This window comes from Alkalispirillum mobile (assembly GCF_003664325.1).
In the GTDB taxonomy this organism is placed as follows: Bacteria; Pseudomonadota; Gammaproteobacteria; order Nitrococcales; family Halorhodospiraceae; genus Alkalilimnicola; species Alkalilimnicola mobilis.
Genome location: NZ_RCDA01000002.1, coordinates 215,173 through 231,547, shown reverse-complemented (window position 1 = coordinate 231,547; position 16,375 = coordinate 215,173). Strand labels below are relative to the sequence as shown.

At 66.2% G+C, this 16,375-nt stretch carries 12 protein-coding genes; 7 read left to right on the top strand and 5 right to left on the bottom strand.

The window, feature by feature from the left end; translation table 11 throughout:
• Window positions 1–20: 20 nt before the first annotated feature.
• A complete protein-coding gene (gene narL, locus DFR31_RS09290; protein ID WP_121442403.1) occupies window positions 21–689 on the bottom strand; it encodes a two-component system response regulator NarL in 669 nt (222 codons plus the stop codon).
• A 7-nt stretch (window positions 690–696) separates the two neighbouring features.
• Complete coding sequence (locus tag DFR31_RS09285; protein ID WP_121442402.1) at window positions 697–2,580, bottom strand: type IV pili methyl-accepting chemotaxis transducer N-terminal domain-containing protein; 1,884 nt, start codon at window positions 2,578–2,580, stop codon at window positions 697–699.
• Window positions 2,581–2,827: 247 nt separating this feature from the next.
• Between DFR31_RS09285 and DFR31_RS09280 the strand changes: the two genes are divergently transcribed.
• From DFR31_RS09280 to DFR31_RS09250, 7 genes are all read left to right on the top strand, one after another.
• On the top strand, window positions 2,828–4,441 hold the full coding sequence (locus tag DFR31_RS09280; RefSeq protein ID WP_245971143.1) for an MFS transporter: 1,614 nt from the start codon (window positions 2,828–2,830) through the stop codon (window positions 4,439–4,441).
• A 97-nt stretch (window positions 4,442–4,538) separates the two neighbouring features.
• Window positions 4,539–8,297 carry a nitrate reductase subunit alpha gene (locus DFR31_RS09275; RefSeq protein WP_121442400.1) on the top strand — a complete coding sequence of 1,253 codons (3,759 nt, stop codon included), beginning with the start codon at window positions 4,539–4,541 and terminating at the stop codon, window positions 8,295–8,297.
• On the top strand, window positions 8,294–9,865 hold the full coding sequence (gene narH, locus DFR31_RS09270) for a nitrate reductase subunit beta (RefSeq protein ID WP_121442399.1): 1,572 nt from the start codon (window positions 8,294–8,296) through the stop codon (window positions 9,863–9,865). Before DFR31_RS09275 ends, narH begins: the two co-directional genes overlap by 4 nt.
• Entirely contained in the window at window positions 9,862–10,557 is a 696-nt protein-coding gene (gene narJ / locus DFR31_RS09265) for a nitrate reductase molybdenum cofactor assembly chaperone (RefSeq protein WP_121442398.1), read from the top strand. The genes narH and narJ overlap by 4 nt, the downstream gene beginning before the upstream one ends.
• Window positions 10,558–10,575: 18 nt before the next feature.
• Window positions 10,576–11,271 carry a respiratory nitrate reductase subunit gamma gene (narI, locus tag DFR31_RS09260; RefSeq protein WP_121442397.1) on the top strand — a complete coding sequence of 232 codons (696 nt, stop codon included), beginning with the start codon at window positions 10,576–10,578 and terminating at the stop codon, window positions 11,269–11,271.
• 58 nt (window positions 11,272–11,329) lie between these two features.
• Window positions 11,330–12,103 (top strand): peptidylprolyl isomerase, encoded by a 774-nt coding sequence (locus tag DFR31_RS09255; protein ID WP_121442396.1) that lies wholly within the window; start codon window positions 11,330–11,332, stop codon window positions 12,101–12,103.
• A gap of 15 nt (window positions 12,104–12,118) precedes the next feature.
• Window positions 12,119–12,538 carry a hypothetical protein gene (locus DFR31_RS09250; RefSeq protein WP_121442395.1) on the top strand — a complete coding sequence of 140 codons (420 nt, stop codon included), beginning with the start codon at window positions 12,119–12,121 and terminating at the stop codon, window positions 12,536–12,538.
• Between the two features lie 21 nt (window positions 12,539–12,559).
• Here the strand turns inward: DFR31_RS09250 and DFR31_RS09245 are convergent, their stop codons facing one another.
• From DFR31_RS09245 to dinG, 3 genes are all read right to left on the bottom strand, one after another.
• Entirely contained in the window at window positions 12,560–13,162 is a 603-nt protein-coding gene (locus tag DFR31_RS09245; protein ID WP_121442394.1) for a GNAT family N-acetyltransferase, read from the bottom strand.
• Window positions 13,163–13,246: 84 nt separating this feature from the next.
• Entirely contained in the window at window positions 13,247–14,149 is a 903-nt protein-coding gene (locus DFR31_RS09240) for a type II secretion system F family protein (protein ID WP_121442393.1), read from the bottom strand.
• 5 nt (window positions 14,150–14,154) lie between these two features.
• Window positions 14,155–16,290: an ATP-dependent DNA helicase DinG gene (gene dinG, locus DFR31_RS09235; RefSeq protein WP_121442392.1), complete on the bottom strand. Its 2,136-nt coding sequence runs from the start codon at window positions 16,288–16,290 to the stop codon at window positions 14,155–14,157.
• Between the last annotated feature and the right edge of the window lie 85 nt (window positions 16,291–16,375).

The window sequence follows — 16,375 nt, the reverse complement described above, 5'->3', positions numbered from 1 at the left end:
GCCGGTTCGGCCCGACCGCCTCAGGCCTGTTTCTGGTGCAGGCCGTGCTGAACGGCCCAGATGGCCACCTCAACCCGGGAGTGCATCCGCAGCTTCTTCAGTATGCTCTTGACGTGCACCTTGACGGTGCCCTCCGTCAGGTCGAGATCCCGCGCGATCAGCTTATTGGACTGCCCTAGCGCCAGGTGATGCAGTATTTCGTTTTCCCTGGCGGTCAGCGCATCCAGTGCCTGTTCTGTCGGCGAGTGATTCGCCTTGGTGACGGCCTGGGCAAGGACCGCCGCCAGGGCCGGCGAGACCACCAGGTCGCCCTGGGTGGCCCGCCGGAGTTCCGCCACCAGCATTTCCGGTTCCATGTCCTTCAGCAGGTAGCCGTCGGCCCCCGCCCGCAACGCCGCCTGCACGTCGTCCGCGGCGTCGGAGACCGTCAACACGACCACGCGGACCTTGAGCCCCGTGGCCCGGATGGCCTCCAGGGTCTGCACCCCGCCCAGCCCCCGCATGTTCAGGTCGAGCAAGACCAGGTCCGCACTGGCCGAGGGGAGCCGCTCCAGTGCCTCTTCTCCGCTCCCGGCCTCACCCGCCACTTCCAGGTCCGGCTCCAGCTCCAGTAACTGACACAGACCCCGGCGCAACAGGGGGTGATCATCCACGAGAAAAACGCGTTTCGGCGCGGCACTCGAATCCATTTCTTACCTACCCGTTCTGAATTTGTTCATTTTCGAACTCGGAGACCCGGGACATGGACTCCGGGCGGAAGGTGAGCATGACGCGCGCGCCGCCGCCGGCGCGGTTGCCAAGGCGCAGGATGCCACCCAGGCCCTCCGCCCGTTCCCGCATGATGGAGGTGCCGTAGTGGTGGGCCCGCTGTTCCTGGCTGGTATCGATGCCCATGCCGTTATCCAACACCTCCAGGACCACATCGTTGTTCTCACCCGGTGCCACCACCACGTCCGCGCTGGTGGCACCGCTGTGGTTGATGACGTTGGCCAGGGCCTCCCGGGCGATCTGCAACAGGTGGATCTCCTCGTTGGCATTGAGGGGCCAGTGGCTCAGTCGATAGTCCAGGCGGATACCGATGCCGCCCCGCTCGGAGAACTCCCGGACGGCCTTGGTGAGCCCCGCCTCGAGCCCGGGCGAGTCCATACCGAGCCGGAAGGTGGTGAGCAGTTCCCGGAGCTGCTGGTAAGCCGAATTCAGCCCCTCGCGCAATTCTGACAGCACAGGGGCCATTTGCGGCGCGGTCTCATGCTGGCGGCTGATCGCCTGCATCCGCGCCACCTGGATTTTCATGTAGGACAGCGCCTGCGCCAGCGAGTCGTGCAACTCCCGCGCGATCACCGCGCGCTCCTCCATCAACATGATGCGGTGTTCACTGTCCAGGTCGCGCTCCCGGGCACGGGCCGCGGCGATATGCCCGGCGACCGTCTCCGCCAAGCGCAGCTGCCAGCCGGTGGGCTGGCTGCCGGGGCGGTGGGCCACTAGCAGCGTGCCATAACGCACCCCGCGGTTTTCCAGCGGCAATGACAATACCCCCGATGCCACCTGACTGCTACTGCCCTGCACGCCGGCCCGCAGGCAATTCTCACACAAGGGGGCGGTACAGAAGCCGGGGCGGGCCCCTTTGTCGGTGGTCAATGTCTCGAAGGCCTGACGGGCGCCCGGTTGGGAAAAGCACAGGGTAAGCGGCCCGAGTTCGGTGACCCGTTCGAGGGTTTCCAGCATGGCCTTGAGGTGGCTGGGCTCCATCGCACCGGCGCTCAGGTCCCGAGTGGCATTGTAGATCAGTTCCAGGGCGCTGTTACGCCGCCGCAGCTCCGCGGTCTTTTCATCGACCCGGAATTCCAGGCCGCGTTGCATCTCTATGAGCGAATCGGCCATGCGGTTGAAAGTGCGGGCGTATATGCCGAGCTCGTCGCGGCTGTCGATTCGGGCGCGGGCCTCCAGATCGCCCCGGTTGAGGCGATCGGCCGTGCGGGTCAGTTCGCGAAGCGGCAGCGCGAGTCGGGTTTGCAATCGGTAAAGCCCGAAGAAGACCAGGCCGGTGAGCAGCGCAATGCCCAGGCCGTGGGCCACCTGCATGCCGAGCATCCGGTCTTCCGCGGCGTGCTGGGCCGCGACCACCAGGTCATCCACGGTCTCCACGAAGCGGTCCACCCGGACGACATACGCCTCGACGTCCTCGGGACTGGGGTTGTCGGCGATGATCGGCTTGAGGTCCTGTTCCCAGCGCTGGAGGACGTTTTCCCAGGCAATGCGCACCTCGTCATCGGCCCGACCGGAAATCGGCCGCAACAGCTCTTCACTGTGCAAGCGCTCCTCGAAGGCGGCCACCTCATCGGCCAGCGTCCGCCCGCCTCGCTCGCGACCGTCCAGCAGGTGGGTGGCGATACGGTAGGACTGCATGCGCAAGGAGCCGGCCACGTTGATGGCCGCCGCGTCATGTTGCGCCGTGTTGGCCACGAAGGCGGAGTAGAACATCCCGAACATCGAGGCGGCCGCCACCGCCAGCAGAACGGCAAACAGTGACCCGGCCAGGGACAGCCGCCTACGCTTGCCGCCGAGGAGCATTATTCGCATAGAAACCTCGTGCTACCCCTAAATAGTCCCGCCGGTATTGCCGCCCACCGCCTGACTCAGCGGCGCTCCAGTTTGCTTTTTCTATTCAACAGCTTAGCAGATTACCCCCGACTACCTCTTGCGGGGTATTTGCCTGGTTTTTCCGAGTGTTACGCCCGGTTATACCCCATTTACCGGCCCCCGGGGCCCGTTTAGCTTTAATCCGCAGTAACCCTCAAAGCAAGGTCGTTTGCGATAGGAGGTCATAGTGGCCGCGAACAAAGACATCGAGAAATGGGACCCGGAAGACCAGGAGCAGTGGGAAAGCTACGGCAAGCGCGTGGCCAACCGGAACCTCTGGATCTCCATTCCCAGCCTGTTGATGGGCTTCATCATCTGGATGATGTGGGGGATGATCACGGTCCAGATGCGTAACCTCGGCTTTCCGTTCGAGGATACCCAACTCTTCACCCTGGCCGCTATCGCGGGCCTGACCGGCGCTACTCTTCGCATCCCCGCCTCGTTCATGATCCGCATCTCCGGCGGGCGATACACGATCTTCCTGACCACGTCGCTGCTGATGATCCCGGCCCTGGGCACCGGCCTGGCGCTGCAGTCACAGGAGACGCCGCTCTGGGTCTTCCAGCTGATGGCCTTCCTGTCGGGGATCGGCGGCGGCAATTTCGCCTGCTCAATGAGCAATATCAGCACCTTCTTCCCCAAGCGTAAACAGGGCCTGGCCCTGGGCCTTAACGCCGGGCTCGGCAACTTCGGCGTCACCACCATGCAGATCCTGATCCCGGTGGCGATGACCGTGGGGATTTTCGGCGCGCTGGGCGGTGACCCGATGGTCCTGGAGCGCGCCAGCGGCACACTGATCGGGCGCATCGAGGCGGGCACCGAGACCTACATCCAGAATGCCGGCCTGCTCTGGCTGGTAGCGCTTATCCCGCTGGCTTTCGCCAGCTGGTTCGGGATGAACAACCTGCGCACCATCTCGCCGAACCCCGGCAGCGCCTTCGAGGCCTTCGGCAAGATCCTCGCCCTGTACGGGGTGGCATTCGTGGCTGCCGCCATCGGCCTGTATCTCTTCCTGCCCCGCCCCGTGGGCCTGGGCGTGCTGAACATGTGGGTTGCCCTGCCGTTGGTGATTGTCATCACCCTTGGCCTGATGCGCCTGATGCCGGGGGAGCAGATCCGCCCGAACATCAAGAAGCAGTTCGCCATCTTCCAGAACAAGCACACCTGGTCGATGACGGTGCTGTACATCTTGACCTTCGGCTCCTTCATCGGGTTCTCCGCCGCGCTGCCCCTGTCCATCGAGGTCATTTTCGGCTCCATGATGGAGACGGCGGCCGACGGCTCAACCACGCGGGTGGACAACCCGGATGCCCCCAGCGCCCTGACCTACGCCTGGATGGGGCCCTTCGTGGGGGCGCTGATCCGGCCCCTGGGTGGCTGGCTGTCTGACAAGGTGGGCGGCTCCATCGTGACCCAGGCGATCTCGGTGGTAATGGTGATCGCCTCTGCAGCCGCCGGCTGGGTCATGATGATGGCCTACAACTCCCCCGACCCGAACACCTGGTTCTGGCCCTTCCTGCTGCTGTTCATCGTGCTCTTTGCCGCCAGCGGCATCGGCAATGGCTCCACCTTCCGCACCGTGGGCGTGGTCTTCGACCAGCACCAGAAGGGGCCGGTGCTGGGCTGGACCTCCGCGGTGGCCGCCTACGGCGCCTTCGTGGCCCCCCGTGTGATGGGCGAGCAGATCGAGGCCGGCACGCCGGAACTCGCCATGTACGGCTTCGCCGTGTTCTACGCCCTCTGCCTGGTCATCAACTGGTGGTTCTACCTGCGGAAGAACGCCTACATCAAAAACCCCTGACCCCTTGCCATTGCGTGCAATGACCGGCACCCACCCGCGGGGTGGGTGCCTGGAAAAACAGCGAATCGATGATTCGATTTAGCGAGGAGACCACACCATGAGTTTCTTTCTCGACAAACTGACCTTCTTCAAGAGGGTGCAGGATGAGTTCTCGGACGGCCACGGCATCGTCACCGACGAGCCCCGCCGCTGGGAGGACGCCTACCGCAGCCGCTGGCAGCACGACAAGGTGGTGCGCTCCACCCACGGGGTGAACTGCACCGGCTCCTGCAGCTGGAAGATCTACGTCAAGAACGGGCTGGTCACCTGGGAGACCCAGCAGACCGACTACCCGCGCACCCGGCCGGACATGCCCAACCACGAGCCCCGGGGCTGCGCCCGCGGCGCCAGCTACTCCTGGTACATCTACAGCGCCAACCGGCTGAAGTACCCGATGGTGCGCGGCACGCTGCTGCGGATGTGGCGCGAGGCCCGCAAGGAGCATCAGGACCCGGTAGACGCCTGGGCCTCCATCGTGGGCGACGAGGAGAAGGCCGCGCTCTACAAAAGCCGCCGTGGCCTGGGCGACATGGTGCGGACCGACTGGGACGAGGTAAACGAGCTCATCGCCTCGGCCAACATCCACACCATCAAGGAGCATGGCCCCGACCGGATCATCGGCTTCTCGCCCATCCCGGCCATGTCCATGGTCAGCTACGCCGCGGGCTCACGCTACATGTCGCTGCTGGGCGGCACCTGCATGAGCTTCTACGACTGGTACTGCGACCTGCCCCCCAGCTCTCCGCAAACCTGGGGCGAGCAGACCGACGTGCCCGAGTCGGCCGACTGGTACAACTCCGGCTTCATCATGATGTGGGGCTCCAACGTGCCGCAGACCCGGACGCCGGACGCCCACTTCATGACCGAGGTGCGCTACAAGGGCACCGAAATCGTCACCGTCTGCCCGGACTACTCCGAGGCGTCCAAGTTCGGTGACATGTGGCTGAACCCGCAACAGGGCACCGACTCCGCGCTGGGCATGGCGCTGGGCCACGTGATTCTCAAGGAATTCCACGTGGACAACCCCAGCGACTACTTCCGCGACTACGCCCGCCGCTACACCGACATGCCCTGCCTGGTCCGCCTGGACAAGACCGACAAGGGCTACCAGGCCGGCCGCTTCCTGCGCGCCTCCGACTTCGACAAGGCGCTGGAGCAGGACAACAACCCCGAGTGGAAGACCGTCGCCTGGGACGAAAAGAGCGACTCGCTGGTGGTTCCCCACGGCTCCATCGGCTTCCGCTGGGGCGAGGACGGCCGCTGGAACCTGGAGGAGAAGGCCGCGGGCGGCAAGGAGACCGAGCTGCGCCTGTCCAACCTGCAGAAGCACGATGAGGTCGCACAGGTCGGCTTCCCCTACTTCGGCGGGCTGGAACACGAACTGGGCCGGTTCACCAGCAACCCCCAGGACGAGGTCATCTATCGCAAGGTGCCCGTTCGCAAGATCAAGCTGGCCGATGGCGAGGAGGTGCTGGCCGCATCGGTCTTCGACCTGATCACCGCCCACTACGGCGTGGACCGCGGCCTGGAGTGCGAGAACACGCCCACCAGCTACGACGACAACAAGCCCTATACCCCCGCCTGGCAGGAGCAGATCACCGGCGTGGATCGCAAGAAGGTGATCAAGGTGGCCCGGCGGTTTGCCCAGAACGCCGACAAGACCCACGGCCGATCCATGATCATCCTCGGTGCCGGTCTGAACCACTGGTACCACATGGACATGAACTACCGCACCATCATCAACATGCTGGTGTTCTGCGGCTGCATCGGGCAGAGCGGTGGTGGCTGGGCGCACTACGTGGGCCAGGAGAAGCTCCGCCCGCAGACCGGCTGGCAGCCGCTGGCCTTCGCGCTGGACTGGGCCCGCCCGCCCCGTCACATGAACTCCACCTCGTTCTTCTACGCCCACACCGACCAGTGGCGCTACGAGAAGCTGAACGTGGCGGACATGCTCTCGCCGCTCGCCAACAAGGAGGACTTCCAGGGCAGCCTGATCGACTTCAACGTCCGTTCCGAGCGCATGGGCTGGCTGCCCTCTGCCCCGCAGCTGGGCGCCAACCCGCTGCAGGTCGTCCGCGATGCCAAGGCAGCGGGCAAGGACCCGAAGGACTTCGTGGTCGAGCAGTTGAAGAGCGGCCGGCTCCGCATGGCCTGCGAAGACCCGGACAACCCGGCCAACTTCCCGCGCAACCTGTTCGTCTGGCGCTCCAACCTGCTCGGGGCCAGCGGCAAGGGCCACGAGTACTTCCTCAAGCACCTGCTGGGCACCCACCACGGCGTGCAGGGCAAGGACCTGGGTGAGGAAGGGGGCGAGAAACCGCTGGAGGTGGTCTGGCGCGAAGAGGAGGCCCGCGGCAAGCTCGACCTGCTCACCACCCTGGACTTCCGCATGTCCACCACCTGCCTCTACTCGGACGTGGTGCTGCCCACCGCGACCTGGTACGAGAAGAACGACCTCAACACCTCGGACATGCACCCGTTCATCCACCCGCTCTGCGAGGCGGTCAACCCCTGCTGGGAGTCCCGGTCCGACTGGGATATCTACAAGGGGCTGGCCAAGACCTTCTCGCAACTGGTGGAGGGCCACCTGGGCAAGGAGACCGATCTCGTCACCCTGCCGCTGCTACACGACAGCCCGGCAGAGCTGGCCCAGCCGCTGGAGGTGAAGGAGTGGTACAAGGGCGAGTGCGACCCCATCCCGGGCAAGACCATGCCCAACCTGGTCCCCGTGGAGCGGGATTACCCCAACGTCTACGCCCGGTTCACCGCCCTCGGCCCGCTGATGACCGACATCGGCAACGGCGGCAAGGGCATCGCCTGGAACACCGAGCACGAGGTGGAACTGCTGGGCAAGCTCAACGGCAAGCACCTGCAGGAGGGTGCCGCCAACAAGGGCCTGCCGAAGATCGAGACCGCGATTGATGCGGCCGAGACCATCATGAGCCTGGCGCCGGAGACCAACGGCGAAGTGGCGGTGAAGGCGTGGGCCGCCCTGTCCAAGCAGACCGGGCTTGACCACACCCACCTGGCGCTGCCGCGGGAGGAGGACAAGATCCGCTTCCGCGACATTGCCGCCCAGCCACGCAAGATCATCTCCTCGCCCACCTGGTCGGGTCTGGAGTCGGAGCATGTCTCCTACAACGCCGGCTACACCAACGTCCACGAGCAGATCCCCTGGCGGACGCTGACCGGACGTCAGCAGCTCTACCAGGACCACCCCTGGATGCGCGCCTTCGGCGAAGGGTTCGTCTGCTACCGGCCGCCGGTGAACATGCGGACCACGCAGACGGTGCAGGGCGTGCGCGGCAACGGCCACGAGGAGATCGCGCTGAACTGGATCACCCCGCACCAGAAGTGGGGCATCCACAGCACCTACACCGACAACCTGCTGATGCTCACGCTGTCTCGCGGCGGGCCCTGTGTCTGGATCAGCGAGATCGACGCCAAGAAGGTCGGCATCAAGGACAACGACTGGATCGAGTGCTTCAACAGCAACGGCTCGCTGGTCGCCCGTGCCGTGGTCAGTCAGCGTGTCCGCGAGGGCATGGTGATGATGTACCACGCCCAGGAGAAGATCGTGAACACCCCCGGGTCCGAGATCACCGGCCAGCGCGGCGGCATCCACAACTCGGTCACCCGCGCGGTCATCAAGCCGACCCACATGATCGGGGGCTACGCGCAGCTCAGCTACGGCTTCAACTACTACGGCACCGTCGGCTCCAACCGCGACGAGTTCGTGGTCGTGCGCAAGATGGACCGGGTCGACTGGCTCGACGGTGACGACGAAAGCATCTATCAGGCGGAGGAACAGGCATGAGAGTCCGGGCGCAAATTGGCAAGGTCCTGAACTTGGACAAGTGCATCGGGTGCCACACGTGCTCGGTGACCTGCAAAAACGTATGGACCTCCCGCGAGGGCATGGAGTACGCGTGGTTCAACAACGTGGAGACCAAACCCGGCGTGGGGTATCCGAAGGACTGGGAGAACCAGGACCGCTGGAACGGCGGCTGGACGCTGAAGAGCGGCCGCCTGCAGCCCAAGGCGGGCAGCAAGTGGCGGATCCTGGCCAACATCTTCTACAACCCCGATCTGCCGTCCATCGACGACTACTACGAGCCGTTCAACTTCGACTACCAGCGGCTGCAGAACGCGGCGCCATCGAAGTACCAGCCGGTGGCCAAGCCCTTCTCCGCCCTGACCGGTTACCCCATGGACAAGATCGAATGGGGGCCCAACTGGGAGGAGATCCTGGGTGGGGAGTTCGAGAAACGCTCGCAGGACTATAACTTCGCCAAGGTGCAGAAGGAGATCTACGGGCAGTTCGAGAACACCTTCATGATGTACCTGCCGAGGCTGTGCGAGCACTGCCTCAACCCCACCTGCGTGGCCTCCTGCCCCTCCGGCGCGATCTACAAGCGGGAGGAGGACGGCATCGTCCTGATCGACCAGGACAAGTGCCGCGGCTGGCGCATGTGCATCAGTGGCTGCCCCTACAAGAAGATCTACTACAACTGGCAGAGCGGCAAATCGGAGAAGTGCACCTTCTGCTTCCCCCGCATCGAGGTGGGTCAGCCAACGGTGTGCTCGGAGACCTGTGTCGGCCGTATCCGCTACCTGGGGGTCATCCTCTACGACGCGGACCGCATTGCCGAAGCCGCTGCCACCGGCTCGGAGCAGGACCTCTACGAGCAGCAGATGTCGGTATTCCTGGACCCGCACGACCCGGAGGTGATTGCCGAGGCGAAGAAGGCCGGCATCCCGCAGGCCTGGCTGGAGGCGGCCCAGCGTTCCCCGGTCTACAAGATGGCCATGGACTGGAAAGTGGCGTTCCCGCTGCACCCGGAGTACCGGACACTGCCGATGGTCTGGTACGTGCCGCCGCTCTCGCCGATCCAGTCGGCGGCCGACTCCGGCGCCATCGACAACGAGGGGCTGATCCCTGACGTGGGCTCGCTGCGGATCCCGGTCAAGTACCTGGCCAACATGCTCACCGCCGGCGACGAGCGCCCGGTCATCAAGGCGCTGGAGCGCATGCTCGCCATGCGCCGCTTCAAGCGCAGCCAGACCGTGGACGGCGAGCCGGACCACGAGGTCCTGAAGCAGGTGGGTATGGACGAGGCGATGGTCGAGGACATGTACCAGATCATGGCCATCGCCAACTACGAGGACCGATTCGACATCCCCGGGGCCAACAAGGAGATGGCCGCCGAGGATGCCTACGGCGAACGGGCCGGCTGCGGCTTCAGCTTCGGTGACGGTTGCAATGCCGCCAGCAATGGCGCCACCAAGACCGACATCTTCGGCGGGCGTCGCGCCAGCCGGCGGGCCTATCCCCAGCGGGTGGAGTTCAAGAAGCCGGAGAGCAGCAAGGAGGACGTCTCATGAAGACGCTGAAGGCGATCTCACTGCTACTCGACTACCCCTCGGCCGTCATCCAGACGCACGCGGAGGACCTTGAGGCGCTGTTCGCCGCCGACGAGGCCATCGACATGGAGACGCGCCGGGGCCTGACCGCCCTGGTGCGCCGGATGGCCGCCACGGACCTGCTCGAGCTGCAGGCGGAGTACACCGCCCAGTTCGACCGGGGCCGGGCCCTGTCGCTGTACCTGTTCGAGCATGTGCACGGCGAGTCCCGGGACCGGGGTCAGGCGATGGTGGACCTGATCGGCTTCTACGAGGAGCAGGGCCTGGTCATCGACAGCAAGGAGTTGCCGGACTACGTGCCCCTGTTCCTGGAGTTCTGCTCCCGCCTTACCCGCCCGGCGGCGCTGGGCTGGCTGGTGGAATCCCAGTACCTGCTGCAGAAGCTGCACGGCCGGCTGGAACAACGGGAGAGCGATTACCAGTGGCTGTTCAAGGCGCTACTGGACATCGCCGGCCTGGAGACCGCCGACGAACAGATGCAGCGGCAACTCGGGGAAGAGGAGCGCGACGACACGGCAGAGGCACTGGACCGCGTCTGGGCCGAGGAGCCCGTAACCTTCGGCCCGACCGCGGGCGGTTGCGGAGGTGCCAAAACCAATCAGGGGCAGGCCGTACCGGTGTCCTGGTCGACCATCCCCCGCAAGAGTGCCTGAACTTGAGGAGTCACCACCATGTTTGCCACCTACCTTCATGATTTAGCATTCGCGGTGTTCCCCTACATCGCCGGTACGGTGTTCCTGATAGGGAGTCTGCTGCGCTTTGAAAAGAGCCAGTACACCTGGAAGAGCAACACCACCCAGCTGATGTCCGGCGGTGATCGTTTCCGCCTGGGGATCAACCTGTTCCATATCGGCATTATCGCCCTGTTTTTCGGCCACCTGTTCGGGCTGCTCACGCCCCAGGCCGTTTACAGCGCGGTCGGCCTCACCGCGGGCGGAAAGCAGATCCTGGCCATCGTCGCCGGCACCATCTTTGGCCTGATCACCCTCGTCGGTGTGGCCATCCTGCTGCACCGGCGGCTGACCGATCCGCGGGTCCGCAAGACCAGCTACCCCATGGATTCGTTCATCCTGATCCTGCTGGCGCTGCAACTGGTGACCGGGCTGCTGACCGTCCCTGCCTCCATGGGCTCGCTGGACGGCGGCACGATGCTGAAGATCGTCGCCTGGGCCCAGGGTCTGGTTACCTTCCAGGCGGATGCGGCGGCGACCATCTACGACATCCACTGGATCTACAAGATCCACATGTTCCTGGGCATGCTGATGTTCCTGGTCTTCCCCTTCACCCGGCTGGTTCACATCTGGAGCGTGCCCTACGGCTATATCTGGCGCGCTTACCAGGTGGTCCGTGCCCGGGCCGTGTCCTGAGCCCTTCTCGCTGGGGGGTGGTGGCGCGCCGCGCCCCACCCCCGCCTAGGAGACGCCAATGAGCATAGAAGTCAACGGAGTCGCCATCAGCGACCAGGCCATCAACGTGGAATCCGCCTACCACAAGCTGGCCGATACCGATCCGCGCGAGGCGCAGGAGCAGGCCGCACTGGCCCTGACCATCCGGGAGCTGCTCAGGCAGCGGGCCACTGAGGTGGGTCTGGAAGTACCCGAGGATGAGACCGGGCTGGATGCGGTCATCGACCAGCTCTTGGAGCAAGAGGTGGAGATCCCCGAAGCCGACGAGGCCACCTGCCGCCGCTGGTACGAGCAGAACCCGGAACGGTTCCGCACCCCGGACCTGGCCGAGGTCCGGCACATCCTGATCGCCGGACACCCCGAGGACCTGGAGGAACGCAACCAGGCCCGGACCCTAGCGGAACAGCTCATCGAGCAACTGCAGGCCGATCCATCGGCGTTTGCCGACCTCGCCCGGGCCCACTCCCGCTGTCCCTCGGCGGACAGCGGCGGCCTGCTGGGGCAGGTAAGCCAGGGCGAAACGGTGCCGGAGTTCGAGGACGCGGTGCTGCGGCTGCCCGTCGGGCTGTCCCCGCAACCGATCAAGACCCGCTACGGCTTTCACGTGGTGGAGGTGTTGCAGCACGTACCCGGCACTGCGCTACCCTTTGAGGCGGTGCAGGCGCCGATCGCCGAATACCTGGAGGCCGTGTCCCGCCAGCGCGCCATGAGCCAGTACATCCGATTGCTGGCCGGCGAGGCGGACATCAAGGGCATCAAGCTGGATGCCTCGGATTCGCCCCTGATTCAATAGGAGCTTGAAAACCCCATGCAGATCAAGAGTTTTGACGACCTCAAGACCGCCGGCCTCCAGCAGGAAAACCCGCAGCGGCTCCTGATGGTCCTGCTGCGCGCGGAGCCGGACGATGACACGCGACCCAGTGCCGACGAGAAAGTCATCGAGGGGAGCGGTCACCTGGTGCCGGTGATGGCCACCGACCGGGAGCTGACCCCGGAACTCCGGCTGGACGTGCTGGCCGAAGAGGCGGACAAGGTCGGCCAGCCGTGGGATCTGATCCTGGTCTCCAGCCTGTCGGCCGAGGGCCGCCTGCCCAGCTCCGAAGAGGCGGAGCCCTACCTGAAAAAGATGGCCGAGGCGGTGGAGCACGGTGCCGACCTGTCCGGTTACGCGGTCTTTGACCGCGCGGGCAGCCCGGTGCGCCTGCAGAGCAACCTTGGGGCGGAATAATAACCGCCCCTCGGCTCCGGCTCAGTCCAGCGTCTTTAGCCAGAACACCATCGGCTTGGCCGTTTCGGTGCCGTCACCACCCAGGTCGGGCCAGGTGAACTCGGTGCTCAGTTCCGGATGCCGGCGGTATCCCCGCCGGTTCCAGAACGCATCGAGGGGCTGGTAATCGCGCGGGCGCCTGGGGTGGTCTTCAGGCCGTCCCACCGCGCAGAAAGTAGTATGCGTGAAGCCGCCCAGTGCCCGCGCATGGCGCTCCCGCTCCTCGAAAAAGCGAACCCCCAGGCCCTGCCCCCGGTACTCGGGCAGCAACATGGATTCCCCCAGGTAGAAGATCCGGTCTACCGGCATGCCGTAGGCCTCGAAGGGGTTGCGGACCTCTCCTGTCTCGTCCTGCAGCGGCAGGCCGGTGGTGGCACCGACCAGTTGGTCGCCGTCGTGTACCGTGACCAGGATGCTGTCGGGCGAGTCCACGTAGGTGCGCAGGTAACGGCGCTCGTAGGCCTCACTGCCCTCGTACAGGTAGGGGTACTCCCGGAAAACACGGATCCGCAACGCCGCCAGGGCGTCGATATGATCAGCGATGCTCGTCCCGCGGATCGTGTCCAACTGCAAATGCTCGATCATCCCCAGTCCCCGTTGTCGTTGCGGGCCATCTCCGCCCGGGCAGTATTTACCCCGACCTGCCCGGGTTCAAGTGACAGCGGTATGTCAAACAAAGCCCATTAACAACCAGACCACCACAAGGCCGTAGGCGAGCCGTGGCAGCCATTCGCGCCATAGCGCGCGGCGGAGGGAGAGGCGCTCATCCAGCGCCTGAGCCCGGTGAGCGAAAAGCTCCGGCAGCCGCCCCCCCTGTTCCGCCGCTTCCAGTAGCCTGCGATCCGCCCGGTCCGACAGGCACCCGGCCGTGTCCAGTGCAGCCACCACGGGGCTGCCAGCGCTCACCTCCGCACTGGCGCGCCGCAATGCTCGGTCCCAGGGCGCCTCCACCACCTGTACCGCATGGGCCAGGCCCCGGCCTGCCGGCACGCCGGCCGACAACAGGACGGAGAGCAGCCGGTAGAGCTTCCAGCGGCTGGTCAGCGGCAGCGCACCGGTCGCGGCACGGAGCCGGCGCAGCACCCGCATCAGGGCGTGGCGGCCACGGACGAACAACAACACCAGCACACCCACCAGGGCCAGGGGCTGCCCCACTCCGACCAGGTAACCGGCCGGCCCGATGTGCCCGGCAGCCAGGGCCGGCAGGGGCCGCAGCAGCAGGACGAGCAGAAACACCGCGGCCGGGTAGAACAGCCGCGCCCGCACCGCGGCCCAGGCCCGTTCATCCCGGACGACCCACTCACCCAACTCGCGCAACGCCAGATCGACCCGGCCGCACGCCTCCAGGGCCTCCACCCAGGCGCGCTCATGGGGCGCGAGCATCCCGCCACGAACCAGCGCCCCGGACAGCGCACGCCCCGCCCCCGCCGCGGCGGCGACTTTTCGCAGCGGGCGCTCGCTTGCCGGGTGCGCCTGCCGCAAGGCATTCACGGCCTCGCGCGCCGGGAGCCCGCTCTCCAGCAGGGTTGCCAGGTCCTGTAGCAGCGTGGCGCGGGCTCGCACCGGGCGCATGGGGGTTAACCGGTGCCGGTAGGGGGCGGGGCTGTGAGCGGGGTGCCCATCTCCCGACCGAAGGGGGGCAGGCCGCTCAGCAGCGCCTTGCCGTAACGGTGGGTGATCAGGCGGCGGTCGAGCACTGTGACCCGGCCGCTGTCGCTCTCGGAGCGCAGCAGCCGCCCGCAGGCCTGTACCAGCTTCATGCCCGCGTCCGGCACGGTGATGTCCATAAAGGGGTTGCGCCCCCGCGATTCCAGCCACTCGGCCAGGGTTGCCTCCACTGGGCTGTCGGGCACCGCAAAGGGGAGCTTGGCGATGATCACGTGGCGACAGAGCTCGCCGGGGAGGTCCACCCCCTCGGCAAAGCCGGCCAGTCCGAAGATGACCGATGCGCCGCCCGCCTCCACCGCCCGGGCGTGGGCGGCCAGCAGGTCGGCGCGGGGTTGCTCCCGCTGACGCAGTACCCGCGCCTGGCAATCCGCCGGCAGAGCCTCGAAGACGGCGTCCAGTTGCCGGGCGGACGCAAACAGCACCAGGGTGCCGCCGGGTTCGGCCCCCAGCAGCCCGGGCAGGACACGGATCAGTTCGTCGGTGTGGCCCTCGGGGTCTCGGGGGTCGGAGTCCATCCGCGGCACGTGCAGCACCGCGCGGTTGCGGTAGTCGAAGGGCGATGCCAGCGAGATGTAGCGCGTGCCGTCGTCCTCCTCCAGCCCGCACGCCAACCGCATCCGGTCGAAGCGGCCCAGGGCCGTGAGGGTGGCGGAGGTGAGCACGGCCCCGGCGGCCCGCGACCAGAGGCCGGCACGCAGCATGGCGGCGGCGGAGACCGGGGAGGCGGCGACCAGGTAATCCGGTCGGCCGTGGCCCAGGGCTGTGACCCAACGGGCCACCGGCGGCGCCTCCGGCGGCTGCTCGCGGGCGACCAGCCGCCAGGTGGCGGCCAGGTGCTCGACACGGGAGGCCGCCTCGCCCAACTCCGGCGCCAGGCGTTCCGCCACGCTACCGGGAGTGACGCCCTCGTCCGCGGTGACCTTGGCAAAGGCCTGACCGATGCGCCCGAAATGCTTCTCCACATCAGCACTGGCATCGCGCAACCCGGGCACCAGGTCGCCCATCGGCTCGGGCAACTCACCGGCGGGAAAGCGCCATACGCCGTCCCGGCTGTTCTGTCGCCAGTCGCGGCGGATCATGCCCTGCATTTCATGCAGCATGGCCGACAGCTCATTCACGGAGCGCTCCAGCGCCTCCAGATGGCGGCCGGCGTCCTCCGGCAACAACGTGATGGCCTGCCCGGCCAGGCGCGGCAGCTTCTCCAGCCATTGGACCGAGCCCTGGAGCGGTGCCTCCGCCCGGAAGGCGTCGGTCGCCCGGGCTGCCAGATGGTGCGCCTCGTCAAATACGTAGAAGACCTGTTCCGGCGGCGGCAGAATCACCCCGCCCCCCATGGCCAGGTCCGCCAGCACGAGGTCGTGGTTGGCCACCAGTACGTCCTGCTCTTCCATGCCCCGGCGTGCGACGTGGAAGGGGCAGTCGCGGACGTGGGGGCAACCGCGGCCGGTGCACCCATGCCGGTCGGTGGTCATGGGGCCGTGTAGATCCGCGGCGGGGGCTGGCCGCCGGTCCAGATCACCATCCCAGCGGCCGTCGAGCAGATCCTGGTAGAGGGCCTGAAGCGCATCCAACTCGCCGGCTTCGGGCTTACGCGGCCAGTGCGCCGGGCCTACTGATGCGCTGCCCAGGTCCATCTCCCCCTGTGCCGCACCGCCCACCAGCTGCTCCAGGTTGCGGGTGCAGACGTAACGCCGCCGCCCCTTGATCAGTGCATAGGTGAAATCCAGCCCGGAATTGCGTTGCAGCGCCGGCAGATCGCGGTCGACGATCTGCTCCTGCAGCGCGACCGTCGCCGTGGAGATGATGAGCTGGCGCCCCTCGGCACGCGCCACGGGGATACCCGCCAGCAGATAGGCCAGGCTCTTGCCCGTGCCCGTGGGACCCTCGATGGCCAGCAGGCGGCGCCCGTCACAGTCGCCGGCCAGGGTGCGGGCCACTTCGGCGATCATCTGACGCTGCTGCGACCGGCTGCGAAAGCCCGATACATTCTCCCCCACATTGCGCAGGGCCTCGCGTATTTCTTCCTTTACCGCTTCTTCAAGCATGCCTGGATTGTGCTCACCGGGATGACGGGGGAGGCAGTTTGCAAAATATTGTACCTATACTGTTTACTGCAGGTGCGCTAATCAT

Coding starts and splice junctions, on each gene's coding strand:
- narL (WP_121442403.1), bottom strand. CDS start 689: ATGGATTCGAGTGCCGCGCCGAAACGCGTTTTTCTCGTGGATGATCAC.
- DFR31_RS09285 (WP_121442402.1), bottom strand. CDS start 2,580: ATGCGAATAATGCTCCTCGGCGGCAAGCGTAGGCGGCTGTCCCTGGCC.
- DFR31_RS09275 (WP_121442400.1), top strand. CDS start 4,539: ATGAGTTTCTTTCTCGACAAACTGACCTTCTTCAAGAGGGTGCAGGAT.
- narH (WP_121442399.1), top strand. CDS start 8,294: ATGAGAGTCCGGGCGCAAATTGGCAAGGTCCTGAACTTGGACAAGTGC.
- narJ (WP_121442398.1), top strand. CDS start 9,862: ATGAAGACGCTGAAGGCGATCTCACTGCTACTCGACTACCCCTCGGCC.
- narI (WP_121442397.1), top strand. CDS start 10,576: ATGTTTGCCACCTACCTTCATGATTTAGCATTCGCGGTGTTCCCCTAC.
- DFR31_RS09255 (WP_121442396.1), top strand. CDS start 11,330: ATGAGCATAGAAGTCAACGGAGTCGCCATCAGCGACCAGGCCATCAAC.
- DFR31_RS09250 (WP_121442395.1), top strand. CDS start 12,119: ATGCAGATCAAGAGTTTTGACGACCTCAAGACCGCCGGCCTCCAGCAG.
- DFR31_RS09245 (WP_121442394.1), bottom strand. CDS start 13,162: ATGATCGAGCATTTGCAGTTGGACACGATCCGCGGGACGAGCATCGCT.
- DFR31_RS09240 (WP_121442393.1), bottom strand. CDS start 14,149: ATGCGCCCGGTGCGAGCCCGCGCCACGCTGCTACAGGACCTGGCAACC.
- dinG (WP_121442392.1), bottom strand. CDS start 16,290: ATGCTTGAAGAAGCGGTAAAGGAAGAAATACGCGAGGCCCTGCGCAAT.